Origin of the sequence: Streptomyces sp. NPDC001828 (genome assembly GCF_042892175.1) — a bacterium.
Lineage (GTDB): Bacteria > Actinomycetota > Actinomycetes > Streptomycetales > Streptomycetaceae > Streptomyces.
The window spans coordinates 202,906-229,319 of record NZ_JBIATV010000010.1; the positions used below are offsets into that span (position 1 = coordinate 202,906).

Annotated in this window: 18 protein-coding genes and 1 tRNA gene; 11 read left to right on the top strand and 8 right to left on the bottom strand. The window is 68.8% G+C overall.

Annotated features, from left to right (window positions below; genetic code table 11):
* Positions 1 to 65 precede the first annotated feature (65 nt).
* Positions 66 to 1,769, bottom strand: coding sequence for a lytic transglycosylase domain-containing protein (locus ACFYZA_RS26660; RefSeq protein WP_382588948.1), 1,704 nt, complete (start codon positions 1,767 to 1,769; stop codon positions 66 to 68).
* 227 nt (positions 1,770 to 1,996) lie between these two features.
* Positions 1,997 to 4,711 carry a DNA polymerase I gene (polA, locus tag ACFYZA_RS26665; RefSeq protein ID WP_388493116.1) on the bottom strand — a complete coding sequence of 905 codons (2,715 nt, stop codon included), beginning with the start codon at positions 4,709 to 4,711 and terminating at the stop codon, positions 1,997 to 1,999.
* Positions 4,712 to 4,956: 245 nt separating this feature from the next.
* Here polA and ACFYZA_RS26670 point away from each other — a divergent pair, with 245 nt between their 5' ends.
* The 8 genes from ACFYZA_RS26670 to ACFYZA_RS26705 all read left to right on the top strand — a co-directional run bounded on the left by ACFYZA_RS26670 (position 4,957) and on the right by ACFYZA_RS26705 (position 14,459).
* Entirely contained in the window at positions 4,957 to 7,248 is a 2,292-nt protein-coding gene (locus ACFYZA_RS26670) for an FdhF/YdeP family oxidoreductase (RefSeq protein WP_388493118.1), read from the top strand.
* A 110-nt stretch (positions 7,249 to 7,358) separates the two neighbouring features.
* Positions 7,359 to 7,826 carry a PaaI family thioesterase gene (locus ACFYZA_RS26675; RefSeq protein WP_382588957.1) on the top strand — a complete coding sequence of 156 codons (468 nt, stop codon included), beginning with the start codon at positions 7,359 to 7,361 and terminating at the stop codon, positions 7,824 to 7,826.
* Positions 7,827 to 7,963: 137 nt separating this feature from the next.
* The gene (locus ACFYZA_RS26680; RefSeq protein WP_382588960.1) at positions 7,964 to 8,425 is read left to right on the top strand and encodes a hypothetical protein; all 462 of its coding nucleotides are present in this window, start codon (positions 7,964 to 7,966) and stop codon (positions 8,423 to 8,425) included.
* A 411-nt stretch (positions 8,426 to 8,836) separates the two neighbouring features.
* Positions 8,837 to 10,054, top strand: a complete 1,218-nt coding sequence (locus tag ACFYZA_RS26685) for a branched-chain amino acid ABC transporter substrate-binding protein (protein ID WP_388493204.1) — start codon at positions 8,837 to 8,839, stop codon at positions 10,052 to 10,054.
* A 97-nt stretch (positions 10,055 to 10,151) separates the two neighbouring features.
* A complete protein-coding gene (locus ACFYZA_RS26690) occupies positions 10,152 to 11,081 on the top strand; it encodes a branched-chain amino acid ABC transporter permease (protein ID WP_167153982.1) in 930 nt (309 codons plus the stop codon).
* A gap of 5 nt (positions 11,082 to 11,086) precedes the next feature.
* Positions 11,087 to 12,880: a branched-chain amino acid ABC transporter permease gene (locus tag ACFYZA_RS26695; protein ID WP_388493119.1), complete on the top strand. Its 1,794-nt coding sequence runs from the start codon at positions 11,087 to 11,089 to the stop codon at positions 12,878 to 12,880.
* Positions 12,881 to 12,885: 5 nt separating this feature from the next.
* Positions 12,886 to 13,746: an ABC transporter ATP-binding protein gene (locus tag ACFYZA_RS26700; RefSeq protein WP_382589248.1), complete on the top strand. Its 861-nt coding sequence runs from the start codon at positions 12,886 to 12,888 to the stop codon at positions 13,744 to 13,746.
* Positions 13,743 to 14,459, top strand: coding sequence for an ABC transporter ATP-binding protein (locus ACFYZA_RS26705; protein ID WP_382588967.1), 717 nt, complete (start codon positions 13,743 to 13,745; stop codon positions 14,457 to 14,459). The genes ACFYZA_RS26700 and ACFYZA_RS26705 overlap by 4 nt, the downstream gene beginning before the upstream one ends.
* 90 nt (positions 14,460 to 14,549) lie before the next feature.
* Here ACFYZA_RS26705 and ACFYZA_RS26710 read toward each other — a convergent pair whose 3' ends face one another.
* Positions 14,550 to 15,203, bottom strand: coding sequence for an ANTAR domain-containing response regulator (locus tag ACFYZA_RS26710; RefSeq protein ID WP_382588970.1), 654 nt, complete (start codon positions 15,201 to 15,203; stop codon positions 14,550 to 14,552).
* Between the two features lie 95 nt (positions 15,204 to 15,298).
* On the opposite strand from ACFYZA_RS26710, the gene ACFYZA_RS26715 reads away from it, so the two are divergent.
* Both ACFYZA_RS26715 and ACFYZA_RS26720 read left to right on the top strand, forming a co-directional pair.
* Positions 15,299 to 15,381 (top strand) — tRNA-Leu (locus tag ACFYZA_RS26715).
* An 83-nt stretch (positions 15,382 to 15,464) separates the two neighbouring features.
* Complete coding sequence (locus ACFYZA_RS26720) at positions 15,465 to 16,253, top strand: helix-turn-helix domain-containing protein (protein ID WP_388493121.1); 789 nt, start codon at positions 15,465 to 15,467, stop codon at positions 16,251 to 16,253.
* A 69-nt stretch (positions 16,254 to 16,322) separates the two neighbouring features.
* On the opposite strand, the gene pyk is transcribed toward ACFYZA_RS26720, so the two are convergent.
* Complete coding sequence (gene pyk / locus ACFYZA_RS26725) at positions 16,323 to 17,759, bottom strand: pyruvate kinase (protein WP_382588977.1); 1,437 nt, start codon at positions 17,757 to 17,759, stop codon at positions 16,323 to 16,325.
* 166 nt (positions 17,760 to 17,925) lie between these two features.
* A complete protein-coding gene (locus ACFYZA_RS26730) occupies positions 17,926 to 18,618 on the bottom strand; it encodes an SIMPL domain-containing protein (protein ID WP_382588980.1) in 693 nt (230 codons plus the stop codon).
* Positions 18,619 to 18,797: 179 nt separating this feature from the next.
* Here ACFYZA_RS26730 and ACFYZA_RS26735 point away from each other — a divergent pair, with 179 nt between their 5' ends.
* Complete coding sequence (locus ACFYZA_RS26735) at positions 18,798 to 20,618, top strand: bifunctional metallophosphatase/5'-nucleotidase (RefSeq protein WP_388493122.1); 1,821 nt, start codon at positions 18,798 to 18,800, stop codon at positions 20,616 to 20,618.
* A gap of 19 nt (positions 20,619 to 20,637) precedes the next feature.
* Here ACFYZA_RS26735 and ACFYZA_RS26740 read toward each other — a convergent pair whose 3' ends face one another.
* From ACFYZA_RS26740 to pepN, 3 genes are all read right to left on the bottom strand, one after another.
* A complete protein-coding gene (locus ACFYZA_RS26740; RefSeq protein ID WP_382588986.1) occupies positions 20,638 to 22,047 on the bottom strand; it encodes a lysine N(6)-hydroxylase/L-ornithine N(5)-oxygenase family protein in 1,410 nt (469 codons plus the stop codon).
* Positions 22,044 to 23,459, bottom strand: a complete 1,416-nt coding sequence (locus tag ACFYZA_RS26745; protein WP_388493124.1) for a pyridoxal phosphate-dependent decarboxylase family protein — start codon at positions 23,457 to 23,459, stop codon at positions 22,044 to 22,046. The genes ACFYZA_RS26740 and ACFYZA_RS26745 overlap by 4 nt, the downstream gene beginning before the upstream one ends.
* Positions 23,460 to 23,672: 213 nt before the next feature.
* Positions 23,673 to 26,201: an aminopeptidase N gene (gene pepN, locus ACFYZA_RS26750; protein WP_382588992.1), complete on the bottom strand. Its 2,529-nt coding sequence runs from the start codon at positions 26,199 to 26,201 to the stop codon at positions 23,673 to 23,675.
* Positions 26,202 to 26,414: the final 213 nt, after the last annotated feature.

Sequence of the window (26,414 nt, forward strand, 5' to 3'; positions counted from 1 at the left end):
TCGAACAGCCCCTCTGCCGTCGGACGGCAGAGGGGCTGCTGGGGAGAGCGGGAGCGGGAGGTGCCTCAGGAGGCGGCGGCCACCGTGAGCTGGAGGGTGATCGCGGCGCCGCCCTCGGTGGTGACGCGGAGCGAGAACGTGCCGGTCTGGGCGTCCGCGTACATCTTCGGCAGGACCAGGAGGCCGTTGGCGTCGGTCTTCAGGTCCTTGAGTTCGCGGACCGGGTTGCCCTTGGCGTCCTTGAAGTACGGGCCCTTGTCGTTGACCTTGGGCGCGGCCTTCGGGTCGGCGCCGGCCGCCGGGGTCACGATCAGGGCCGCGGATGCCGCGACGCCGGAGGCGACAGCGCCCTTGTAGGTCGCCTTCACGGACACCTGGTTGGCGAACTCGCCGGACGGTGCGGCCGTCAGTGCCTTCTCGTCGGCGCGGAGCAGCTGGTCGGCCTGCCGGGCGACGACCGTCGCCTTCCACTCGACGGCGGACAGGACGGACGCGGAGAGGGTGGCCCGCACGGTGAACGTGCCGGTCTTCTCGCCCGCCTTCAGGGCCGGGGCCACGGCCGTGCCGTCGGCCGCGGTGGTCACGGTCACGGAGGTGGCACCGCCGGTGAAGCGGGTGTCGGTGTCGCCGACGATCTCGAACTTCACCGAGAGCTTCGCCATGGCCTTGCCGGAGTCGTCCTTCACCCGCGCCGTGGGCTGCCCGCCGAACGCGCCGCCCGCGAACGCGGTGAGTTCCTGGGATCCGGTGCTCTCGAACGTCTTGGCGCGCGGCACGGGCGTCGGCGTGGTGTCGCCGCCGGGCTTGGTGGGCGGCACAGGCGGCTTGACCGGCGGGACGGTCGGCTTCGTCGGCTTGGGGGCCGGCGGCTTGGGGCTCGGCTTGGTGCTGGGCGGCGTCGACGGCGTGACCGGCCCCTGCTTGGCGGGGGTGCGGTTGCTGGGCGTCTGGTCGCTGCGGCGGCTGGGCAGCGAGCCCGTGCCGTCGGGGACCTCGTGGGTGCCGCGCCGGTAGAAGTCGAACCAGGTGGTGACCGTGGTCAGGTACTCCTGCGACTGGTTGTAGCTGAGGATCGCCTTGTCCAGGTCGGCCTTCACCGCGACGTCGCGGCCGTTGCCGCACAGGTAGAAACCGGCGGCGAGCGCCGCGTCGTACACGTTGTTGGGGTCCTTGACGCCGTCGCCGTTGCCGTCCCGGCCCGAGGACGCCCAGGTCGACGGGATGAACTGCATCGGCCCCACCGCGCGGTCGTGCACCTTGTCGCCGTCGTAGGCGCCGCCGTCGGTGTCGGTGATGTTCGCGAACCCGGCACCGTTGAGCACCGGGCCGAGGATCGGGGTGAGCGTGGTGCCGTTGACGTCGACACGGCCGCCGTTGGCGTGGCCCGACTCGACCTTGCCGATGCCGCCGAGCAGTTGCCAGGGAAGATGGCAGTTCGGCCGGTCCGTCGCGAGCGTGGCCGCGGCCCGCTTGTACGCGTCCAGGACGGTGGCCGGTATGCCCTGCTGGTCACCGGTGGGAAGCGTGCCCGTCGACGCGTTCGGCGGCGGCGTGGGCGACACGAGCGGCGGAAGGTCGGTGTAGTACGGGGAGTTGCCGGAGGCCGGGGCTTGCGGGGTCGGGGTGGCGCTCGACGCCGCATCGGAGGCCGCCTGGTCGGTCGGGGTGGTCGCGTGCACGACCCCCGGCGCCTGCGACGCGGAAAGCGCCGCCACCGCCAGCGCGGCCACCGCTGTGGTGCCCGCTCCCTTGTACAGTCGTCGGCCCATGTGCGGTGCCATACGTCAAGTCCCTCCCCGTACTCGGCTGTCCGCGCTCCCCAGCGCGAGACTCACGTGACACTACGGCAACCGATGGCGCCATGACACCGCGGGCTGACCGGTTTTCACTGATTCGCCACCCGCACGTTGCCTGCCGATGGGGAGCGGACCGGCCCGAGCCGCCGAGGCAGCCCGGCCCGGGCACGCGCGCTTCCGGGCCGGTGCGGCCGCCGTACCTAGTGGGCCGCCGACTCCCAGTCGTGGCCCGCGCCCACCGACACGTCCAGCGGGGCGCGGAGTTCGACCGCTCCCGCCATCTCCCGGCGGACCAGGGCCTCGACCTTTTCGCGCTCGCCCGGCGCGATCTCCAGGACGATTTCGTCGTGGACCTGGAGCAGCAGGCGTGAGGTGAGGCCGGCTTCGGTCAGCGCGCGGTCCACGTTCAGCATCGCGACCTTGACGATGTCGGCCGCCGTGCCCTGGATCGGGGCGTTGAGCGCCATCCGCTCGGCCATTTCGCGGCGCTGGCGGTTGTCGCTGTTGAGGTCCGGCAGGTAGCGGCGCCGGCCGAGCATCGTCTCGGTGTAGCCCGTCGCGCGGGCCTCTTCGACGGCGCGCTGCAGATAGTCCCGCACCCCGCCGAAGCGCTCGAAGAACGTGTCCATCAGGCCGCGTGCCTCGCCGGCCTCGATGTTCAGCTGCTGGGAGAGGCCGAAGGCGGAGAGACCGTAGGCCAGGCCGTACGACATCGCCTTGATCTTGCGGCGCATCTCCGGGTCGACCTGGGTCTTGTCGACGCCGAAGACCTGGGAGGCGACCGTGGTGTGGAGGTCCTCGCCGGAGGTGAACGCCTCGATGAGGCCCGCGTCCTCGGACAGGTGGGCCATGACGCGCAGTTCGATCTGGCTGTAGTCCGCGGTGAGCAGCGACTCGTAGCCCTCGCCGACCACGAAGCCCCGCCGGATCGCGCGGCCTTCGTCGGTGCGGACCGGAATGTTCTGCAGGTTGGGGTCGGTGGAGGACAGGCGGCCGGTGGCGGCGACGGTCTGGTTGAACGTGGTGTGGATGCGGCCGTCCGTCGCGATGGTCTTGATCAGGCCTTCGACGGTGACGCGCAGTTTGGCCTGTTCGCGGTGGCGCAGCATCAGGACGGGCAGTTCGTGCTCGGTCTGGGCGGCGAGCCAGGCGAGTGCGTCGGCGTCCGTGGTGTAGCCGGTCTTGGTCTTCTTCGTCTTGGGCAGGGCCAGTTCGCCGAAGAGGACTTCCTGGAGCTGCTTGGGCGAGCCGAGGTTGAACTCGTGGCCGACCGAGGCGTGCGCCTCCTTCACGGCCTGCTGCACCGCGCCGGCGAACTGCTGCTCCATGGCTTCCAGGTGGGCGCGGTCGGCGGCGATGCCGTTGCGCTCCATGCGGGCCAGGAGGAGGGAGGTGGGGAGCTCGACGTCGGTCAGCAGTTCCGCGGCGCCGACTTCCTTGAGGCGTTCGGTGAACGCGGCGCCCAGGTCGAGGACGGCGCGCGCCTGGGTCATGAGGGCGGCGGCTTCGGCTTCGTCGTCCGCGCCGAAGGCGAGCTGGCCGTCGGCGGCGCCGGCCGGGGCCAGTTCGCGACCGAGGTATTCGACGGACAGCGCGTCCAGGGCGAAGGAGCGACGGCCGGGCTTGACGAGGTAGGCGGCGAGCGCGGTGTCCATGGTGACGCCCGCGATGTTCCAGCCGTGCTCGGGGAAGACCCGCATCGCGGCCTTGGCGTTGTGCATGACCTTGGGCCGCTCGGCGTCGGCGATCCAGGCGGCGAAGGCCCGCTCGTCGGCCTCGTCGATCTGGGCCGGGTCGAACCAGCCGGCGGCCCCGCCGGCCGTGGCCAGGGCGATCTCGGTGACGCTGCCGGAGCCGAGGGCCCAGGTGTCGACGGTCGCCACGCCCAGGATCTGCGCCGCGTGCTCGGCGAGCCAGGGGGCGAGCTCGCCCGCGCCGAGCACGGTGCCGTCGACCTCGACGCCGGCGGCGGGCGCGGGGGCCGTCTCGGCGTCGGCCGCGCCCGGGTCGACGGCGAGCAGCCGCTCGCGCAGGGAGGGGTTGCGGATCTCCAGGACGTCGAGGACGCCGGTCACCGCGCTGCGGTCGTAGGGGGCGCGCTCCAGCCCGGCCGGGCCCTTGGGCAGCTCGACGTCCTTGACCATCTCGGTGAGGCGGCGGTTGAGCTTCACCGCGTCGAGGTGGTCGCGGAAGTTCTGTCCGGCCTTGCCCTTGATCTCTTCGGCGCGCTCGACGAGTTCCGCGAACGAACCGAACTGGTTGATCCACTTGGCGGCGGTCTTCTCGCCGACGCCGGGGATGCCCGGCAGGTTGTCCGACGGGTCGCCGCGCAGGGCCGCGAAGTCGGGGTACTGCTGCGGGGTGAGGCCGTACTTCTCCTCGACCTTCTCGGGGGTGAAGCGGGTCAGCTCGGAGACGCCCTTGGTGGGGTAGAGGACGGTGACGTTCTCGGAGACGAGCTGGAAGGAGTCGCGGTCGCCGGTGACGATGAGGACTTCGAAGCCGGCCGCTTCGGCCTGGGTGGCGAGCGTGGCGATGATGTCGTCGGCCTCGAAGCCGTCGGTGGCGAAGCGGTCGACGTGCATCGCGTCGAGGAGCTCGCCGATCAGCTCGACCTGGCCCTTGAACTCGTCGGGGGTCTTCGACCGGTTCGCCTTGTAGTCGGGGAACTCCGTGGAGCGCCATGTCTTGCGGGAGACGTCGAACGCGACCGCGAAGTGCGTGGGCGCCTCGTCACGCAGGGTGTTCGCCAGCATGGACATGAAGCCGTAGACCGCGTTGGTCGGCTGGCCCGTCGCGGTCGTGAAGTTCTCCGCGGGCAGCGCGAAGAACGCCCGGTACGCCAGGGAGTGCCCGTCCATGAGGAGCAGGCGCGGTCGGTTGTCCGGGGTCTTCTTCGATGCTGTCTCAGCCATGCCCACGATCCTGCCACGCCCCACTGACAATCCTGGCCAGTCCCGGGCGCGGCCGCCGGTCGTGGGGGCGTTCGCACCTGCCCGGCGCGGCTGTCGGTGGCGCGTGGCAGGATCGGTGGTGTACGCATCCCGGGGCCGCATGCCTGTCCTCGGGGTGCCGGCATCACAGGTCCGCACGACGTGCTCGCTCGCAGTGTCCGATCGGCACAGCCGCACGACGTGTTCGCTCGAAGGGGAGCAGCGCCATGGCCAGCAAGCCGCCCACAGGTGATCCGGTCCAGGACGCGCCGCAGGTCGAGGCGCCCAAGCACGCGGCGGCCGGTCTGCCGGCGATCGGGCACACGCTGTTGATGGCGCAGCAGCAGATGGGGTTGCGGCGCACGGCGCGAACGCTGTTGAAGGTCAACCAGAAGGACGGTTTCGACTGTCCGGGCTGCGCGTGGCCGGAGGGCGAGAAGCGGCATACGGCGGAGTTCTGTGAGAACGGCGCGAAGGCGGTCGCCGAGGAGGCGACGCTGCGCCGGGTGACGCCCGATTTCTTCGCGGCGCACCCGCTGGCCGACCTCGCGGCCCGCAGTGGGTACTGGCTGGGTCAGCAGGGCCGTATCACGCAGCCGATGTATCTGCCGGAGGGCGCCGACCGGTACGAGGCGGTCACGTGGGAGCGGGCTTTCGAGATCATCGCCGAGGAGCTGACGGCGTTGGACTCGCCCGACGAGGCGTTGTTCTACACCTCGGGGCGTACCAGCAATGAGGCGGCGTTCTTGTTGCAGTTGTTCGCCCGCGAGTTCGGTACGAACAATCTGCCGGACTGTTCCAACATGTGCCACGAGTCGTCGGGTTCGGCGCTCAACGAGACGCTGGGCGTCGGCAAGGGGAGCGTGTCCCTGGAGGATCTGCACCAGGCCGATCTGATCGTGGTCGCGGGGCAGAATCCGGGGACGAACCATCCGCGGATGTTGTCGGCGCTGGAGAAGGCGAAGTCCGCCGGCGCGAAGATCATTTCGGTGAATCCGTTGCCGGAGGCGGGACTTGAGAAGTTCAAGAACCCGCAGACCCCGCAGGGCATGATCAGGGGCGCCGCCCTCACGGACCTGTTCCTGCAGATCCGTATCGGCGGCGACCAGGCCCTGTTCCGTCTCCTGAACAAGCTGATCGTCGAGACGGAGGGTGCCGTCGACGAGCTGTTCGTGCGCGAACACACCCATGGATTCGAGGAGTTCAGGGCCGCGGCCGAGGAGGCCGACTGGGAGGCGACGCTCAAGGCGACGGGCCTGACCCGCCCCGAGATCGAGCGGGCGCTTTCGATGGTGCTCGACTCGAAGCGCACGATCGTGTGCTGGGCGATGGGCCTGACCCAGCACAAGCACTCGGTGCCGACGATCCGCGAGGTCGTCAACTTCCTTCTGCTGCGCGGCAACATCGGCCGCCCGGGCGCCGGCGTGTGCCCGGTGCGCGGGCATTCCAATGTGCAGGGCGACCGCACCATGGGCATCTTCGAGCGGCCCGCGCCGGCTTTCCTGGACGCGCTGGAGAAGGAGTTCGGCTTCGCTCCGCCCCGCCATCACGGCTATGACGTGGTGCGGTCCATCGAGGCGCTGCGTGACGGCAGGGCCAAGGTGTTCTTCGCGATGGGCGGCAACTTCGTGGCGGCGACGCCCGACACGGACGTCACCGAGGCGGCCATGCGCCGGGCCTCGCTGACCGTTCACGTCTCCACCAAGCTCAACCGTTCGCACGCGGTCACCGGGCGCCGGGCGCTGATCCTGCCGACGCTGGGCCGCACCGACAAGGACGTGCAGAAGGGCGGCCGCCAGTTCGTGACCGTCGAGGATTCGATGGGCATGGTGCACGCCTCGCGCGGCAACCTCACTCCGGCCGGGCCCCTGCTGCTGTCGGAGCCCGCCATCGTGGTGCGGATGGCCCGGGCGACGCTCGGCGCCAGGTCCGCCATCGACTGGGCGGAGTTCGAGCGGGACTACGCCACCGTCCGCGACCGCATCGCGCGGGTCGTGCCGGGTTTCGAGGACTTCAACGCCAAGGTCGCCCGCCCCGGCGGCTTCCAGCTGCCCCACGCCCCGCGCGACGAGCGGCGTTTCCCGACGGCCACCGGCAAGGCCAACTTCACGGCCGCGCCGGTGGAGGTTCCCGAGGTGCCCGAGGGCCGGCTGCTGCTGCAGACCCTGCGCTCGCACGACCAGTACAACACCACGATCTACGGTCTCGACGACCGCTACCGCGGCATCAAGGGCGGCCGCCGGGTCGTGCTGGTCAACCCGGAGGACGCGCGTCAACTGGGCCTCGCGGACGGCTCGTACACGGATCTGGTCAGCGAGTGGCGGGACGGGGTGGAGCGGCGCGCGCCCGGTTTCCGGGTCGTGCACTATCCGACGGCGCGCGGCTGCGCCGCCGCCTACTACCCGGAGACGAACGTGCTGGTGCCGCTGGGTTCGACGGCCGATGTCAGCAACACCCCGGCCAGCAAGTCGGTGGTGGTGCGGTTCGAGCGGGCGGCCGCCCCGGGGAATGAGAGCTGAGTCCTAAGCGTTTGCTCAGTCATCTGGTATGACGGTGCGGATACAGCCATGACGGTGCGGTCGCGGCACCGCGACCGCAGACGAACCGCAGACGAACGGAGCCGGGGCCCATGGGAGAGCAGCGCAGCGTGAAGTTTCCGCCGGAAGTCGTCGAGGAGTACGCGGCCCTCGGCGTGGACCTGCCCGCCATGTTCTCCGCCGGGCACCTGGGCACCCGCATGGGCGTGCAGATCATCGAGGCCTCCGCCGAGAAGGTCGTGGGCACCATGCCCGTCGAGGGCAACACACAGCCGTACGGGCTGCTGCACGGCGGCGCCTCCGCGGTGCTCGCCGAGACCCTCGGCTCGGTCGGTTCGATGCTGCACGGCGGCATCTCCAAGATCGCGGTGGGGGTGGACCTGAACTGCACCCACCACCGCGGGGTGCGCAGCGGCCTGGTCACCGGGGTCGCCACCCCCGTGCACCGCGGCCGCTCCACGGCGACGTACGAGATCGTCATCACCGACGAGCAGGACAAGCGGGTGTGCACGGCGCGTCTGACCTGTCTGCTGCGGGACGCGGAGGGCCTCAAGGGCTGAGCCCGCCGGGCGGCACACCGCCGCGCCGTGGAGTGGTCAAGTCCATTTGGCGGCGGGCGAGTTGAGGGATGCATGGCCGGTGAGTCGGGGACTCACCGGCCATTGTCACGTCGCGGGCCGCGTTCTAACGTCGTGTCATGAGGACCCGAGCGCGGCCCCGGGCACGAGCAGGGATCGCGCTGGTGTGCGCGCTCGCCGCGGCGGGCGGTCTCGCGGGCTGCTCGTCCTCCGGCGGACCGGCGCCGCACGGAACCCCCTCCTCCGCCACTGCGTCCCTCAACTCACCGTCACCGCACGCCACTTCACCGGCCGAGCTGTGCACGCATCTGATCACGTACTGGGCGAAGCAGGAGCTGGACGAGGGGCAGGGCTCGGGGCTCGACTACCAGGAGAAGGGCCTCTCGGACGGGCAGAACGCGATTCTCCTGGCCACGCTCGCCGCGGCCCGCACCGAGCGCGCGGCCCATGGCGCGGCCGCCGGTGACCGGCTCATCGAGCAGCGGGCGCAGGAGGGTTGCGCCCAGCGCTATCGCAACGGCACGCCCACGACCGACCCTTGGGCGCAGACGAAGCTGCCCACCCCGTCCGGCTCGTCGTAACGCAGCGTAACGATCGCGCGGGGGGCCACGGGCGAGAGTCGGCCATGGGACAGCGCCCTCCCGGCCAGTGCCCGACTTCCGGACGCCCTGCGGGCTGTCAGCAGCATGATCCCCTCAAGCCCCTTAGCGGAACAGGGCGTTCTCACCATGCGAGAAATCCCGCCGTCACGAAATGCACAAATTGTCCGCACTGCACCACCAAGGTTTGGCCTTGGCATAACAAGAAAGTCACATCCTGTCCCGGCTGCTCCCCACCCCCCTCAGCTGCGCTTAGAGTCACGGCCAGTCACCGCGCCGCCGGGTGCGACTGCTGCACGGCCCTTACCAACCAGTACGGCCCGGCGACCGACACGGCACCTCACTCACGAGGAGGCCGCGCCAGGGAAAGGACCCATCGTGCGACACCGTTCCTTGCTCATCCTCACTACAGTGCTCACCACCGGCGCACTCACGCTCACCGCCTGTGGTTCGCGCGACAAAAGCGGCGGCGACGACAGCAGCGGCAAGAAGCAGACCGTCGTCATAGGCGTCGACGCACCCCTCACGGGTGACCTGTCCGCCCTCGGCCTCGGCATCAAGAACTCCGCCGACCTCGCCGCCCAGACGGCGAACAAGCAGAACCTCGTCCCCGGCGTCGAGTTCAAGACCCAGCCGCTCGACGACCAGGCCCAGCCGTCCGTCGGCCAGCAGAACGCCACCAAGTTCATCGGCGACAAGACCGTCGTCGGCGTCGTCGGCCCCCTGAACTCCAGCGTCTCGCAGTCCATGCAGAAGCCGCTGAACGACGCAGGCCTCACCCAGATATCCCCCGCCAACACGGGCACCGAGCTGACCCAGGGCGACGGCTGGAAGACCGGCAACAAGGTCCGCCCCTACAAGACCTTCTTCCGCACCGCCACCACCGACCAGGTCCAGGGCGCCTTCGCCGCCAACTACCTGTTCAAGAACGCCAAGATCGACACGGTCTACCTCATCGACGACCAGAAGACCTACGGCGCCGGCCTCGCCGCCTCCTTCAAGGACACCTTCACCAAGCTCGGCGGCAAGATCGTCGGCTCCGACCACATCAACCCCGACGACCGCGACTTCAACGCCATCGTCGCCAAGGTCAAGAGCACCGGCGCCAAGGCCCTCTACTACGGCGGCGAATACCCCGCCGCCGGCCCCCTGAGCCAGCAGCTCAAGGACAACGGCACCAACATCCCGCTCATGGGCGGCGATGGCATCTACAGCGCCGACTTCATCAAGCTCAACAAGAAGGCGGCCGGCGACCTCGCCACCTCCGTCGGCAAGCCCGTCGAACAGCTCGACTCCGCCAAGAGCTTCATCGCCAACTACAAGACGGCCGGCTACAAGGACGCCTACGAGGCCTACGGGGGCGGCACCTACGACGCCACCTGGGCCATCATCCAGGCCGTCAAGGACGTCGTCACCGCCAACAGCGGCAAGCTCCCCAGCGGCGACCTGCGCGCCAAGGTCCTCGACGCCGTCGGCAAGGTCAAGTTCGACGGAGTCACCGGCCCCGTCTCCTTCGACCAGTACGGCGACACCACCAACACCATGATGACCGCCTACAAGGTCACCGACGGCGCCTGGAAGCCCGAGCTCAGCGAGGCCTACAAGCCGTAACCCGGCGACATCCCGCCACACGCACACAGGACCGCGCGGGAGCGCCACCAGCGCTCCCGCGCGGTGCCATATCCGATCACTTCACGGAGGCCCCGCGGTGCACGAACTGCCGCAACAGCTGGCCAATGGACTCATCCTCGGCGCGATGTACGGACTGATCGCGATCGGGTACACGATGGTCTACGGCATTGTCCAGCTCATCAACTTCGCCCACGGCGAGATATTCATGGTCGGGGGCTTCGGGGCTCTCACCGTCTTCCTCGCACTCCCCTCAGGCTTCTCGCTCCTCGCCGCCATCCCCCTCATGATCATCGGCGGCGTCATCGTCTCCGTACTCGTCGCCACCGCCGCCGAACGCTTCGCCTACCGGCCCCTGCGCAACGCGCCCCGCCTGGCCCCCCTCATCACCGCCATCGGCCTCTCCCTCGCCCTCCAGCAGGCCGTATGGAAGTGGTACCCCGACGCCAAGAAGGACCGCTCCTTCCCCCAGTTCGACGGTGCCCCCTTCCACGTCCTCGGCGCCAACATCCAGCGCGGCGACCTCTTCATCCTCATCGCCGCACCCGTCTGCATGATCGCCCTCGGGTTCTACGTCACCAAGACCCGCACCGGCCGCGGCATGCAGGCCACCGCCCAGGACCCCGACACCGCCAAACTCATGGGCATCAACACCGACCGCATCATCGTCATGGCCTTCGCCATCGGCGCCGCGTTCGCCGCCATCGCCGCCGTCGGCTACGGCCTCCACAACGGCCAAGTCGGCTTCCGCATGGGCTTCATCATGGGCCTCAAAGCCTTCACCGCAGCCGTACTCGGCGGCATCGGCAACATCTACGGAGCCATGCTCGGCGGCATCGTCCTCGGCCTCGCCGAAGCCCTCGCCGTCGGCTACGTCGGCAACATCCCCAGCATGGAACTCTTCGGCGGCGGCGCCTGGAAGGACGTATGGGCCTTCGTCCTCCTCATCGTCGTCCTCCTCGTGCGACCCCAAGGCCTGCTCGGCGAACGCGTCGCGGACAGGGCGTGAACACCATGACCACCAACACCACCCACCGCGACAGCGGCACCCCGCTCATCCCGCTGCCCACCAGCCTCGCCCGGCACACCGTCACCGCCGGCGCCGCCATCGCCCTCATCGGCACCTTCATGGCCTGGACCTGGACCAGCGACTTCCCCGGCGACCTCACCGTCGACGGCTACCCCGGCGGCCTGCAACTCCTCACCCTCACCACCGCAGCCCTCACCGTCCTCTTCGCCCTCTCCACCTACGGCACCCCAGGACTGCGCTGGCTCACCCCCGCAGGCACCAACGCCCCCCTGCGCCTCCTCACCCTCGCCACCTTCGGCACCACCGGCTACACCCTCGGCGCCATATCCGACGAACTCGGCGGCATCGTCAACCTCGAACCCGGCGCCTACGTCTCCGGCATCGGCGCCCTCATCGCCCTCATCGCCGCCTTCGCCCTCCCCGGCGACACCCCCGGCACCGACACCACCGGCGACAACCCCTGGCAACGCCTCCGCCACACCCTCGCCGCCCCCAGCCCCCGCCCCGCCCAGACCATCCCCGACTGGGCCGGCATCCTCATCATCGTCGCCGCCTTCGCCATCGGCCTCTACGTCTTCGCCTACGGCATCGACACCGCCTACACCGAACTGTTCATCGGCTTCCTCATCACCGCCGGATTCACGTTCGCAGCCCTCACCCAAGCAGGCCTCCTCGCCCGCCTCTCCGCACTCACCGCACAACACCGCACCGTCACCCTCAGCGCCGCCTTCGTCGCAGCCATCGGCTTCCCCTTCACACAATCCAGCGACGAATACGCCCTCATCGGCGCCAACATCCTCATCTTCGCCACCGTCGCCCTCGGCCTCAACGTCGTCGTCGGCCTCGCCGGCCTCCTCGACCTCGGCTACGTCGCCTTCCTAGGCGTCGGCGCCTACGCCGCAGCCCTCGTCTCCGGCGCAAGCCAGTCCAGCCTCGGCGTCCACTTCCCCTTCTGGGCCGCCATCCTCGTCGGCGCCGGCGCATCCCTCGTCTTCGGCGTCCTCATCGGCGCCCCCACCCTGCGCCTGCGCGGCGACTACCTCGCCATCGTCACCCTCGGCTTCGGCGAGATCTTCCGCATCACCATGAACAACCTCAACGGGAACAGCGGACCCAACGTCACCAACGGCTCCCGCGGCATCCCCGCCATCCCCGACATCACCATCTTCGGATACGACCTCGGCATCAGCCACGACGTCGCCGGCTTCACCCTCGGCAAACCCGGCAACTACTACCTCCTGATGCTCGTCATCACCCTCGTCGTCGTCACCGTCTTCCGCCGCAGCGCCGACTCCCGCATCGGCCGCGCCTGGGTCGCCATCCGCGAAGACGAAACCGCCGCCACCGCCATGGGCATCAACGGCTTCCGCGTCAAACTCATCGCCTTCGCACTCGGCGCCACCCTCGCCGGACTCGCCGGCACCGTACAAGGCCACCTCACCAGCACCGTCACCCCCGAGCAGTACCAGTTCGCCGGATCCGTACCCCCGAACTCGGCCTTCCTGCTCGCCGCCGTCATCCTCGGCGGCATGGGAACCATGAGCGGCCCCCTCATCGGCGCCGCCCTGCTCTACCTCATCCCGGCCAAACTCCAATTCATGCAGGACTACCAGCTCCTCCTCTTCGGAGTAGCCCTCATCGTCCTCATGCGCCTGCGCCCCGAAGGCATCATCGCCGACCGCAGGAAAAAGCTCGAATTCCACGAGACCGGCCAACTCGACACACCCGAAACAAGCCTCACCGACACACCCGTCGGCGTCACCAAGGCGGGGGCGTGACCAGCATGACCACCACGACCAACACCGTCCTCCACGCCAGCGGCGTCACCATGCGATTCGGCGGACTCACCGCAGTCCGAAACGTCGACCTCACCGTCAACAGCGGCGAAATCATCGGCCTCATCGGACCCAACGGCGCAGGCAAAACCACCTTCTTCAACTGCCTCACCGGCCTGTACGTCCCCACCGAAGGAAAAGTGACCTACAAAGGCACCGTCCTTCCCCCCAAACCCCACCTCGTCACCAAAGCCGGCGTCGCACGCACCTTCCAGAACATCCGGCTCTTCCCCAACATGACCGTCCTGGAAAACGTCCTCGTCGGCCGCCACACCCGCACCAAAGAAGGCCTCTGGTCCGCACTCCTGCGCCTCCCCGGATTCAAAAAAGCAGAAAACGCATCCCGCGAACGCGCCATGGAACTCCTGGAATTCACAGGACTCGCCGACAAAGCCGACCACCTCTCCCGCAACCTCCCCTACGGCGAACAACGCAAGCTCGAAATCGCCCGCGCCCTCGCCAGCGAACCCGGACTCCTCCTCCTCGACGAGCCCACCGCCGGCATGAACCCCCAAGAAACCCGCGCCGCCGAAGAACTCATCTTCGCCATCCGCGACCAAGGCATCGCCGTCCTCGTCATCGAGCACGACATGCGCTTCATCATGAACCTCTGCGACCGCGTCTCCGTCCTCGTCCAAGGCGAAAAACTCGTCGAAGGCACCCCCGACATCGTCCAAGCCGACGAACGCGTCATCGCCGCCTACCTCGGCACCCCCTTCGAAGGCGCACCCGGAGACGAGGAACTCGCCGAAGTAGAAGCCGCCGAAACGGCGCAGAGCACCACCAGCACCGAGGGAGACACCCAGTGACCGCACTCCTCGAAGTCGAGGACCTCCGGGTCGCCTACGGCAAGATCGAAGCCGTAAAAGGCATCTCCTTCAGCGTCGAAGCAGGCCAGGTCGTCACCCTCATCGGCACCAACGGCGCCGGAAAGACCACCACCCTGCGCACCCTCTCCGGCCTCCTCGAACCCCTCGCCGGAACCATAAAATTCGACGGCAAACCCCTCAAGAACGTCCCCGCGCACAAAATCGTCGCCCTCGGAATGGCCCACTCCCCCGAAGGCCGCCACATCTTCCCCCGCATGACCATCGAGGACAACCTCCGCCTCGGCGCCTACCTCCGCGACGACAAAACCGGCATCGAAAAAGACATCAAACGCGCCTACGACCTCTTCCCCATCCTCGGAGAACGCCGCAAACAAGCAGCCGGCACCCTCTCAGGCGGCGAACAACAAATGCTCGCCATGGGCCGCGCGTTGATGTCCCAGCCAAAACTCCTCATGCTCGACGAACCCTCCATGGGCCTCTCCCCGATCATGATGCAGAAAATCATGGCCACCATCACCGAACTCAAAGCCCAAGGCACCACCATCCTGCTCGTCGAACAGAACGCCCAAGCCGCGCTCTCCCTCGCCGACCAGGGCCACGTCATGGAAATCGGCAAAATCGTCCTCTCCGGCACCGGACAGGACCTCCTCCACGACGAATCAGTCCGCAAGGCCTACCTCGGCGAAGACTGAACCCCGCACCACACAAAAGTGGCCCGCACCCGGAACTGCCTCCGGATGCGGGCCCTTTACGTGCGCGTCGGGTTGCGTGCGCGTCGGGAACTACTCCCCCTTCGCCGCCTTCTTCTCCTCGGCGTCCTCAATAACCGCCTCGGCCACCTGCTGCATCGACATCCGACGATCCATCGACGTCTTCTGAATCCAACGGAACGCCGCCGGCTCCGACAACCCGTACTGCGTCTGCAACACCGACTTCGCCCGGTCCACCAACTTGCGCGTCTCCAGACGCTGCGAAAGGTCCGCGACCTCCCGCTCCAGCGCCTTCAACTCCGTGAACCGCGACACCGCCATCTCGATCGCCGGCACCACGTCGCTCTTCGAGAACGGCTTCACCAGATACGCCATCGCACCGGCGTCCCGCGCCCGCTCCACCAGATCCCGCTGACTGAACGCCGTCAGCATCAACACCGGAGCGATCGACTCCTTCGCGATCAGCTCCGCCGCGGAGATCCCGTCCAGAACCGGCATCTTCACATCCAGGATCACCAGATCCGGCTGGTGCTCCCGGGCGAGCTCGACGGCCTTCTGCCCGTCACCGGCCTCGCCGACGACCGCGTAGCCCTCTTCTTCGAGCATCTCCTTGAGGTCGAGACGAATGAGGGCCTCGTCCTCGGCGATGACGACGCGAGTCGTCATCGGCGGGACGTGCGTCGCGTCGTCGTCTGCGGTGGGCTGGGGCGACTCGGGGGCGGTCACGGGGGCTCCTCGGTGCGGGGCATGATGCTGCTCCCCAGAAGGGTACCTAGCTGCTGTCGCGGCGGATGAGCGGGTAGACTCCTGCCAGCAACCTTGCCGGGTTGGCGGAATGGCAGACGCTGATGTCTCAAACACATCTGTCCGAAAGGACGTGCGGGTTCGAATCCCGCACCCGGTACTCCCTGTAAGCGGAGGCTCACGTTCGCGTGAACCTCCGCTTTTTGCTACCCAGTGCGACGCGTCGTCACGCAGGGTGCTCGCATGAACTTTCACGGCACAGAGGTGCGACAGAGAGCGCTCACGCTGCTGCGGGACGGAAAAAAGAACGCGGACGTAGCGCGCCAGTTGAACGTGCCGCTCGGCACGGTCTCGTACTGGCTGCACATGGACCGCTCCAAACGGGGCGAATGCCCGGGCTCGCACGACCCTAAGTGTCCGCGTTGCGACGGACGTCCCCTGGATGCCGCGGCGTATGCGTACCTGCTGGGCCTCTATCTCGGCGACGGTCACATCAGTCAGTACTCCGCGCACCGAGTGCCGAACCTGATGATCACCCTCGATGACGCCTGGCCAGGTGTGCAGGCGGAGGCCGAGACGTCGATACGCGCGGTCTTCCCCGACAACGCCACGTGCCGAGTGCGCAGAACCGGCTGCCACAACATCAAGGTCTACTCGAAGCACCTGACCTGCCTGTTCCCCCAGCACGGCCCCGGCAAGAAGCACGACCGCCGGATCGTCCTGGAAGGATGGCAGCAGGAGATAGTCGCCGCACATCCGTGGCAATTCATCCGAGGGCTCATCCATTCGGACGGGTGTCGCATCACCAACTGGACCACCCGCCTCGTGGGCGGTGAACGCAAGCGCTACGAATACCCCCGGTACTTCTTCACCAACAAGTCCGACGACATCCGCACCCTCTGCGGCGCAGCACTCGATCTCGTCGGCGTCGAGTGGACCACGCTCGCGCGCGGCAGCGATCCGTTCAACATCTCCATCGCCCGCAAGGCATCCGTCGCCCTCATGGACCAGCACATAGGCCCCAAGTACTGAGCCACGTAGGAAGCCGAGAAACCCAGGGGCCCCCTGCGAAGGGGTGGGGCAAGGGGCCCTGGCCCAGGGTTACTTGGGGCTGTCGTCCTCGCCGATGTGGTGGACGCGGACCAGGTTCGTGGAGCCCGCGACGCCCGGAGGGGAGCCCGCCGTGATGACGACGACGTCGCCCTTCTGGCAGCGGCCGACCTTCAGGAGCATCTCGTCGACCTGCGCCACCATCTCGTCGGTGGATTCGACGTGCGGGCCGAGGAACGTCTCCACGCCCCAGGTGAGGTTGAGCTGGGAGCGGGTGGCCGGCACGGGGGTGAAGGCGAGGAGGGGGATCGGGGAGCGGTAGCGGGAGAGGCGTTTGACGGTGTCGCCGGACTGGGTGAAGGCGACGAGGAACTTGGCGCCGAGGAAGTCGCCCATTTCGGCGGCGGCTCGGGCGACGGCGCCGCCTTGGGTGCGGGGTTTGTTGCGGTCGGTGAGGGGCGGGAGTCCCTTGGCGAGGACGTCTTCTTCGGCGGCTTCGACGATGCGGCCCATCGTTTTGACGGTTTCGATGGGGTATTTGCCGACGCTGGTTTCGCCGGAGAGCATGACGGCGTCGGTGCCGTCGATGACGGCGTTGGCGACGTCGCTGGCTTCGGCCCTGGTGGGGCGGGAGTTGTCGATCATCGAGTCGAGCATCTGGGTGGCGACGATGACGGGTTTGGCGTTGCGTTTGGCGAGTTTGATGGCTCGCTTCTGGACGATGGGGACTTGTTCGAGGGGCATTTCGACGCCGAGGTCGCCGCGGGCGACCATGATGCCGTCGAAGGCGGCGACGATGTCGTCGATGTTGTCGACGGCCTGGGGTTTTTCGATCTTGGCGATGACGGGGAGGCGTCGGCCTTCTTCGTCCATGATGCGGTGGACGTCGTGGATGTCGTGGCCGCTGCGGACGAAGGAGAGGGCGATGATGTCGGCGCCGGTGCGCAGGGCCCAGCGGAGGTCTTCTTGGTCTTTGTCGGAGAGGGCGGGGACGGAGACGGCGACGCCGGGGAGGTTGAGGCCTTTGTGGTCGGAGACCATGCCTCCTTCGATGACGAGGGTGTGGACGTGGGGGCCGTCGACGCGGGTGACTTCGAGGGCGACTTTGCCGTCGTCGACGAGGATGCGTTCGCCGGTGGTGACGTCGGCGGCGAGGCCTTGGTAGGTGGTGCCGCAGTGGTGGCGGTCGCCTTGTGTGTCGGGTTCGACGGTGATGGTGAATTCGTCGCCGCGTTCAAGGAGTACGGGGCCTTCGGTGAAGCGGCCGAGGCGGATCTTCGGGCCTTGAAGGTCGGCGAGGATGCCGATGTTGTGGCCGGTTTCTTCGGAGGCTTTGCGGACGTGGTGGTAGCGCTGTTCGTGTTCGGCGTAGGTGCCGTGGCTGAGGTTGAAGCGGGCTACGTCCATTCCGGCTTCGACCAGGGCTTTGATCTGGTCGTATGTGTCGGTGGCGGGGCCCAGGGTGCAGACGATTTTGGCTCGGCGCATGGTTCGAGCCTAGGGCTTACCGGTGGGTAGAGATTTGGGCTGGGGTTACTGCTCAACAACCTTTGCGTGAAGGGTGGTTGACAAGTGTTGAATTGTGCGCGGGGGCGCTCCGATGAGCATTTCGGGGCGCCCGGCGCGCGTATGCGTTACGGGCTGTGTTCGGGTGTTACAGCTGGGGCGGGGTCATGATGAAGCGGGCGTTGACGCGGGCGTGGACGGATTGGCGTTGGGGTTCGAGGTCGAGGGTGGGGGCGGGTTCTGCGGCGCCGGGGGCGGCGGCGCGGAAGGCCATGCCGCCGGCGGCGGGGCGCCCGTAGGGGGTGGGGTTTTCGGCGCCGGGGTCGGAGAGTTCGACGAGGGCGGCGAGGGTGGCGCCGAGGGCGTCGGCGTATTCGCGGGCGCGTACGACGGCTTGTTGGACGGCGCGGCGGCGTACTTCGCTGTGGGCGGGTGAGTCGTGGCGCAGGGACCACCAGGGGCCGTCGACGCGGGTGAGTTCGAGGTCGGCGAGGCGGGTGGTGAGTTCGCCGAGGGTGGTGAAGTCGGTGAGTTCGGCGTTGATGTGGACGGTGCCGTGGTAGGTGCGGACGCGTTCGCCGCGGCCGTGGCGGGTGAGTTCGGGGGTGAGGGTGAAGGCGCCGGTTTCGAGTTTTTCGATGGTGTCTCCGTAGCTTTTGATGAGGTCGATGACGTGGGTGTTGCGGCGGGTGAGGTCGTCGAGGGTGGCGCGGCGGTCGGTGCCTCGGGTGGCGATGGTGATGGTGATGCCGGCGATTTCGGGGTCGACTTCGAGGTGGGCTTCGCCGTGGACGGCGAGGCGTGGCTGTTCGGGGGTGCCGTAGGGCTGGGTGTCGGTCATGGGTCCACTGTGGCATCGCTGGGGGTGGCCGGCGGGGAGCTTGCTGTCAGGGTCCGGTCATCAGATCGCAACCTGCGGGGGGTGTTGCGGGTGGCCGGTTCTGGGTCAGAATCCCTGGGTCTACGCGCGTCACTGTCCGCACAACTTCCGCGCGTGTCATACGACTTCAGGGAGAGAGCATGCCGCTGAACCGCAGGACGTTCCTGGGCACCACGGCCGCGGCCGGGGCCGGTGTGGCCGTGGCGGGGGGTGTGGTGTCGCCCGCCGAGGCCGCGCCCCGGGGTCAGGATGTGGGGCATGGGCACGGGCGTGAGCCGAAGCGGTACGCGTTCTCGGTGATGGGCACGACGGATCTGCACGGTCATGTCTTCAACTGGGACTACTTCACGGACGCGGAGTACGACGACGCGGCGCACAACGATGTGGGGCTGGCGAAGATCTCGACGCTGGTGGATCAGGTCCGTAAGGAGAAGGGCCGTCACAACACGCTGTTGATCGACGCGGGTGACATCATCCAGGGCACTCAGCTGTCGTACTACTACGCGCGGGTCGAGCCGATCACGGGTTCGGCGGGCAAGCGGGGTCCTGAGCATCCGATGGCGCTGGCGATGAACCACATGCGCTATGACGCGGCGGCGCTCGGCAATCACGAGTTCAACTACGGCATTCCCACGCTGCGGGCGTTCCAGGACCAGTTGGACTTCCCGTTGCTCGGTGCGAACGCGCTGGACGCGAAGACGTTGAAGCCGGCGTTTCCTCCGTACACGGTGCGGCGGCTGAAGGTGCCGCACGGGCCGGATGTGAAGGTGGGGATCCTGGGGCTGACGAATCCGGGGATCGCGATCTGGGACAAGGCGAACGTGCAGGGGAAGATGACGTTCCCGGGTCTGGTGGAGCAGGCGAAGATCTATGTGCCGAAGCTGCGGGCGCTGGGGTGTGACGTGGTGATCTGTACGGATCACTCGGGTCTGGACGGGGGCACCTCGTACGGGGACGCGTTGCCGTATCCGGAGAACGCGTCGTCGTTGGTGGCGGAGCAGGTGCCGGGGATCGACGCGATCCTGGTGGGTCATACGCACAAGGAGGTGGCGTCGCGGACGGTGGTGAACAAGGAGACCGGCAAGTCCGTGGTGCTGTCGGAGCCGTACATGTGGGGCATGCGGCTGAGCGTCTTCGACTTCGCCCTTGAGTTCGCTCGGGGCCGCTGGCACGTGACGTCGGTGACGGCGGATGTGCGCAACGCGAACGCGGTGGCCGAGGACCCGGTGGTGAGGCGTCTGGTGAAGGCGGAGCACGACAAGGTCGTGGCGTACGTGAACCAGGTGGTGGGCACGAACGCGGCGGAGATGCGGTCGACGGAGGCTCCGTACAAGGATGTGCCGATCATCGATCTGATCAACCGCATTCAGGCGGAGACGGTGAAGGCGGCGCTCGCGTCGTCGCAGTACGCCTCGCTGCCGGTGCTGTCGCAGGCGGCGTGTTTCTCGCGTACCGCGGTGATCCCCGCGGGCAAGGTCACGATCAAGGACGTGGCGGGTCTGTATGTGTACGAGAACACGTTGGAGGCACGGCTTCTGACGGGTGCTCAGGTGCGGGCGTATCTGGAGTTCTCGGCGAACTACTACGTGCAGACGACGGGTCCGGTCGATCCTGCCAGGATCACGAACGCCAACAGCACGCCGGACTACAACTACGACGTGGTGAGCGGTGTGTCGTACGAGGTCGACATCGCGAAGCCGGCCGGTTCGCGGGTGTCGAAGGTGATGTTCGGCGGGAAGCCATTGGACGACGCGGCGCAGTTCGTGCTGGCGGTGAACAATTACCGGGCCAATGGTGGCGGTAATTTCCCGGGGGTGGCCACCGCCAAGCAGCTGTGGGCGAACTCCGATGAGATCCGCAACACGATGATCGCGTGGGTGAAGGCGAAGGGTGTCATCGATCAGGCGGAGTTCGCTTCGGTGGACTGGAAGCTGACGCAGAACGGTGTGCCCGTGTTCTGAGCCGTTGTCTGACGGTGTGTCACGGTTGTTCGACGAGTGGGATCAGGCCCTCCGGTTGTTGTTGGACCGGGCGGGCCTGGTTCTTTTTGTCGAGGCCGAAGGTGGTGAAGGCGGTGCGGGCCGGCTGGGGGTAGGGCTCTTTGCCGGTGAGGGAGTTGAGGATGGTGGCGCTGCGCCAGGCGGCGAGGCCGAGGTCGGGGGCGCCGACGCCGTGGGTGTGCTTCTCGGCGTTCTGGACGTAGACGTTGCCGGTGACGGAGGCGTCGAGGACGAGTTTGAAGTCGGCTTCGATGCGGGGGCGTTCGGCGTTGTCGTAGCGCATGTAGGGGTCGAGTCCGGCGAGCATGCGGCCGAGGGGGCGTTCGCGGTAGCCGGTGGCGAGGACGACGGCGTCGGTGGTGATGCGGTCGCGTACGCCTTGCTGGGTGTGTTCGAGGTGGAGTTCGACCTTGGTGGTGGCGACGCGGCCCGCGGTGCGTACGGAGACGCCGGGGGTCATGGTGATGTCGGGCCAGCCGCCGTGCTGGGTGCGGCGGTAGAGCTCGTCGTGGATGGCGGCCATGGTGTCGGCGTCGATGCCTTTGTGGAGCTGCCATTGGCGGGGCAGCAGCTGGTCGCGTACGGGTTCGGCGAGGGCGTGGAAGTAGCGGGTGTAGTCGGGGGTGAAGTGTTCGAGGCCGAGCTTGGAGTACTCCATGGGCGCGAACGCTTCGGTGCGGGTGAGCCAGGCGATCTTCTCGGCGCCTTCGGGGCGGTTGCGCAGGAGGTCGAGGAAGACTTCGGCGCCCGACTGGCCGGAGCCGATGACGGTGACGTGTTCGGCGGTGAGCAGCCGGGTGCGGTGGTCGAGGTAGTCGGCGGAGTGGATGACGGGGACGGTGGGGGCGTCGGCGAGGGGTTTGAGGGGTTCGGGGACGTGGGGCTGGGTGCCGACGCCGACGGCGAGGTTGCGGGCGTAGGAGCGGCCGAGTGCTTCGGCTTCGCCGTGGAGGTCGAGCTGGGTGAAGTCGATCTCGAACAGGGCGCGTTCGGGGTTCCAGCGGACGGCGTCGACCTGGTGGGAGAAGTGGAGGTCGGTGAGGTTTTCGCTGACCCAGCGGCAGTAGGCGTCGTATTCGGTGCGCTGGATGTGGAACTTTTCGGCGAAGTAGAACGGGAAGAGCCGTTCGCGGTGCTTGAGGTAGTTGAGGAAGGTCCAGGGGTTGGTGGGGTCGGCGAGGGTGACGAGGTCGGCGAGGAAGGGGACTTGGAGGGAGGCGCCTTCGATGAGGAGTCCGGGGTGCCAGTGGAAGGCGGGGCGTTGTTCGTAGAAGGCGGTGTCGAGTCCGCCGGGTACGGCGTGGGCGAGGGCGGCCAGGGAGAGGTTGAAGGGGCCGATGCCGATGCCGACGAGGTCGTGGGGTTGGTCTTCGGGGGTGTGGGTGGTCATCGGGGGGTGCCTTCCGTGGGGGGTGCGGTGGTGGCGTGGAGGGTGGTGTCGAGGAGGGTGTGCAGGTCGTGGGGGGTGAGGTGGGGGTTGAGGAGGGTGGCTTTGAGCCAGAGGCGGCCGTCGGCGCGGGCGCGGCCGAGGACGGCGGTGCCGTCGGTGAGCAGGGTGCGGCGGATGTGGGCGACGGTGTGGTCGTCGGCGCCGTGGGGGCGGAAGAGGACGGTGGAGATGGTGGGGTGTTCGTAGAGCTCCAACTGGGGTTGTTCGTCGATGAGTTGGGCGAGGGCCGTGGCGTGGTCGCAGACGGTGTCGATGAGGTGGGCGAGGCCGTCGCGGCCGAGGGCTCTTAGGGTGACGGCGATTTTGAGGGCGTCGGGGCGGCGGGTGGTGCGCAGGGAGCGACCGAGGAGGTCGGGCAGTCCGGCGTCGGTGTCGTCGTCGGCGTTGAGGTAGTCGGCGCGGTGGCCGAGGGGGGTGAGGCGGGTGGGGTCGGCGACGGCGAGGAGGCCTGCGGCGACGGGTTGCCAGCCGAGTTTGTGCAGGTCGAGGGTGATGGTGTGGGCGCGTTCCAGGCCGGCGAGCTGGGGGCGGTGGCGGTCGCTGAACAGGAGGGGCCCGCCGTAGGCGGCGTCGATGTGGAGTTCGGCGTGGTGGGTGGTGCACAGGTCGGCGATGGCGGGCAGGGGGTCGATGGCGCCGGTGTCGGTGGTGCCCGCGGTGGCGACGACGAGGGTGGGGTGGGGGCGCGGTTCGGCGAGGGCGGCGGCGAGGGCGGTGAGGTCGGTGGTGCCGGTGGGGGCGGGCACGACGACGGGTTCGGGCAGGCCGAGGAGCCAGGCGGCGCGGTGGATGGAGTGGTGGGTGTGGGCGCCGCACACGATCTGGACGGGTCCGTGGTGTTCGCGGGCCAGGAGGAGGGCGAGCTGGTTGGACTCGGTGCCGCCGGTGGTGACGAGGGCGTCGCCGGTGGTGCGGAGGGCGCCGCCGCCGTGGGGCCAGATCTCGTGGGCGATGGTCTGGGTGAGGTGGGCTTCGAGTGTGGCGGCGGCGGGTGCCTGGTCCCAGGAGTCCAGGGAGGGGTTGAGGGCGCCGGCGGCGAGGTCGGCGGCGGTGGCGAGGGCGAGCGGCGGGGTGTGGAGGTGGGCCGCGCAGTGGGGTTCGGCGGGGTCGGCGGAGCCTTCGGCGAGGGCGCGGACGAGGGTGGCGAGGGCTTCTTCGGCGCCGGTGCCGTGGGCGGGCAGGAGGGTGGGGGCGGCGGCGTGGACGCGCTGGGTGACGGCTTCGGGCCCGCCGGGGGGCAGGGGGCCGCCCCGGGTCTTCGCCCCTTGGTGGAGGGCGTCGAGGACGATGTCGAGCAGGGGGCGCAGGGCCGCGGGCCCTGCGGTGCCTCCGGCGAGGGGCGGCCTGTGCATGGGGTTCCTTCGGGGGTGCGGGCAGCGACTTCACCAGCGTGGTCCTGGACCGGCCGGTGAAGCCGCTGTGCACAACGATCTCAACCCGAAAGTGGTACTGCCTTGCGGTGGGGGCGAGTTGGGGAGGGTGGTTGCTGGTATGGCCGGTCGCCCGTTTCCCCAACTCGCCGGTGTGTCGGCCGAGTTCGGCCGGGTGTGCGGTGGTGTTCGGGCTCAGCGGGTGGTGTGGCCGCGTACGGTCAGGGCGCGGCGCAGGTCGTCGACCTGGTCGGCGAGTTTGCGGCGCAGGGCGGGCAGCAGGTCGGTGCGGGTGAGGGCGGCTTCGCCGAGGCGCAGGGCGGCGGCGTCGACGGGGGTCGGGAAGGCGTGGCGGCCGGCGGCCTCGGCGATGACGGGGCCGCGCCGGTCGGCGAGCGGCGGCGCGTCCTGGTAGTAGCGGGCGGTGTAGGCCGCCAGGAGTTCTTCCTGTTCGGGTTGCCAGAAGCCCTGGGCGGTGGCGGTGAAGAGGTAGTTGGACAGGGTGTCGCTGTGGAACATGGCGTTCCAGGCGGCTTCCTTGGCGGCGGGGGTGGGCAGGGCGGCGCGGCAGCGGGCGGCGCCTTCTTCGCCGGTGGCGCTGGGGTCGGCGGTGAGGTGGGCGGTGATTTCCCGTTCGTCGGTGGCGCCGAGGGCGGCGAGGCGGGTCAGGATGCGCCAGCGCAGTTCGGGGTCGAGGGCGGGTCCGCCGGGGACGTGGCCGTCGTCGAGCCAGCCTCGGATGGTGTCGGGCTGGGTGGCGGCGTCGATGAAGTGGCGTACGGCGGCGAGGCGCAGGCCGGGGTTGGTGCCGTCCTCGGTGCGGCGGATGAGGTCGCGGGTGAGGCCGGTGAGCAGGGCGAGGGCCGCGGGGCGTTCGACGGGGGTGAGGTAGCGGTCGGCGATGTGGGTGGCGGCGAAGGTGAGGACGCCCTGGACGATGGCGAGGTCGGCTTCTTCGGCGAGGTGGGCGCGGGCGGTTTCGAGGTAGGCGGCGGGGGCGAGTTCGCCGTCGCGGACCATGTCGCGCAGGGAGTTCCACAGGACGGCGCGGGTGACGGCGTCGGGGATGCCGGACAGGGAGCGCAGGGCGGTCTCGGTGGAGGTGTCGTCGAGGCGGACCTTGGCGTAGGTGCGGTCCTGGTCGTTGAGGACGAGGAGTGCGGGGCGTCGGCCGGGGCGTCGGGCCGGCTCGTCCTGGGGGACGTCGAGGTCGACGTGTTCGCGTAGGACGAGGGCGTTGCCGTGGCCGGGGTCGCGGTCGTAGGCGCCGACGGTGAGGCGGTGGGGGCGTTCGCCGTGCCGGGTGACGGTGAGGTGCCAGGCCCCGTCGGCTTCTTCGACGGTGGGGGTGAGGGTGTCGGCTCCGGTGGTGCGCAGCCACTGCTCGGCCCAGGCGTGGACGTCGCGGTCGGTGGCGCGGGCGAGGGAGTCGATGAGATCGGCGAGGGTGGCGTTGGCGAACTTGTGCCGGGCGAAGTGGGTGTTGATGCCGGTGAGGAAGTCCTTCTCGCCGAGCCAGGCGACGAGTTGGCGCAGTGCGGAGGCGCCCTTGGCGTAGGAGATGCCGTCGAAGTTGAGCATGGCGGACGCGGTGTCGGGGACGGCGTCGGGGGCGGGGGCGACGGGGTGGGTGGAGGGGCGCTGGTCGGCGTCGTAGCCCCAGGACTTGCGGGTGATGCCGAAGTAGACCCAGGTGTCGGTGCTGCTCCAGGCGGGGAGCGGGCCCGAACTGGCTTGCCGGGCGGCTTCGTTGAGGGTCTGGTAGCCCATGTATTCGGCGAAGGACTCGTTCAGCCAGATGTCGTCCCACCATTGGAGGGTGACGAGGTCGCCGAACCACATGTGGGCCATTTCGTGGGCGATGACCATGGCGCGGGTCTGTCGTTCGGTGGCGGTGACGGCGGAGCGGTACACGAACTCGTCGCGGAAGGTGACGAGTCCGGGGTTCTCCATGGCGCCGGCGTTGAACTCGGGGACGAAGGCCTGGTCGTAGGAGTCGAAGGGGTAGGGCTCGTCGAACTTCTCGTGGTAGCGGTCGTAGCAGTGCCGGGTGATCTCGAAGAGTTCGTCGGCGTCCGCGTCGAGGTGGGGGGCGAGCGAGCGGCGGCAGTGCAGGCCGAAGGGCAGGCCGGCGTGTTCGGTGGTGACCGAGTGCCAGGGGCCTGCGGCGACGGCGACGAGGTAGGTGGAGATGAGGGGGGTGGTGGCGGCCTTCCAGCGGCCGTCGGCCTGCCGCTCGGTGAGGCCGTTGGCCAGGACGGTCCAGCCGTCGGGGGCCTGGACGGTGAGGTCGAAGACGGCCTTGAGGTCGGGCTGGTCGAAGGCGGCGAAGACGCGCTGCACGTCGTCCATGAACAGCTGGGTGTAGGTATAGGTCTCGCCGTCGACGGGGTCGGTGAAGCGGTGGAGTCCCTCGCCGGTGCGGGAGTACGTCATGTCGGCGTCGACACGCAGTTCGTGCGGGCCGGCGGTGAGGCTCAGCGCGAGGCGGTTCTCGGTGAGGGCCTCGGGGTCCAGGGGTGTTCCGTCGAGGGTGACCGAGCGCAGCGTGGCGGGCTTGAGCTCGACGAAGGTGTCCCCGGCGGTGTGCGCGGTGAAGTGGATCGCGGTGCGGGAGGTGAAGGTGTCCTCGCCGCCGGTGGTGAGGTCCAGGTCGATGGCGTACCGCTGTACGTCGAGGAGTCGGGCTCGGGTCTGCGCTTCGTCGCGCGTCAGTACGGACATGGGGCCATGCTGCCCGACGGGCCGGGGGCCCGGAGGGGGTGGGGGCCGGAAGGGGCGCCCCCCAACCCCCTTTTTGGGCCTCGCACCGTGCGTGGCTGGTCGCGCAGTTCCCCGCGCCCCTGAACCCGTTCTTGTCCGCGGGCGGCGGTCGCTTCTCGCGCAGTTCCCCGCGCCCCTAAAGGCCCTGGTGCTGGCCCGCGCGAGCACCTTCAG

Excerpts from the sequence above, each read along its gene's own strand:
- ACFYZA_RS26745 (WP_388493124.1), bottom strand. The coding sequence starts at position 23,459 with ATGCACAGGCCGCCCCTCGCCGGAGGCACCGCAGGGCCCGCGGCCCTG.
- ACFYZA_RS26700 (WP_382589248.1), top strand. The coding sequence starts at position 12,886 with ATGACCACCACGACCAACACCGTCCTCCACGCCAGCGGCGTCACCATG.
- ACFYZA_RS26730 (WP_382588980.1), bottom strand. The coding sequence starts at position 18,618 with ATGACCGACACCCAGCCCTACGGCACCCCCGAACAGCCACGCCTCGCC.
- ACFYZA_RS26670 (WP_388493118.1), top strand. The coding sequence starts at position 4,957 with ATGGCCAGCAAGCCGCCCACAGGTGATCCGGTCCAGGACGCGCCGCAG.
- pepN (WP_382588992.1), bottom strand. The coding sequence starts at position 26,201 with ATGTCCGTACTGACGCGCGACGAAGCGCAGACCCGAGCCCGACTCCTC.
- ACFYZA_RS26720 (WP_388493121.1), top strand. The coding sequence starts at position 15,465 with ATGAACTTTCACGGCACAGAGGTGCGACAGAGAGCGCTCACGCTGCTG.
- pyk (WP_382588977.1), bottom strand. The coding sequence starts at position 17,759 with ATGCGCCGAGCCAAAATCGTCTGCACCCTGGGCCCCGCCACCGACACA.
- ACFYZA_RS26735 (WP_388493122.1), top strand. The coding sequence starts at position 18,798 with ATGCCGCTGAACCGCAGGACGTTCCTGGGCACCACGGCCGCGGCCGGG.
- ACFYZA_RS26680 (WP_382588960.1), top strand. The coding sequence starts at position 7,964 with ATGAGGACCCGAGCGCGGCCCCGGGCACGAGCAGGGATCGCGCTGGTG.
- polA (WP_388493116.1), bottom strand. The coding sequence starts at position 4,711 with ATGGCTGAGACAGCATCGAAGAAGACCCCGGACAACCGACCGCGCCTG.
- ACFYZA_RS26675 (WP_382588957.1), top strand. The coding sequence starts at position 7,359 with ATGGGAGAGCAGCGCAGCGTGAAGTTTCCGCCGGAAGTCGTCGAGGAG.
- ACFYZA_RS26660 (WP_382588948.1), bottom strand. The coding sequence starts at position 1,769 with ATGGGCCGACGACTGTACAAGGGAGCGGGCACCACAGCGGTGGCCGCG.
- ACFYZA_RS26695 (WP_388493119.1), top strand. The coding sequence starts at position 11,087 with ATGACCACCAACACCACCCACCGCGACAGCGGCACCCCGCTCATCCCG.
- ACFYZA_RS26740 (WP_382588986.1), bottom strand. The coding sequence starts at position 22,047 with ATGACCACCCACACCCCCGAAGACCAACCCCACGACCTCGTCGGCATC.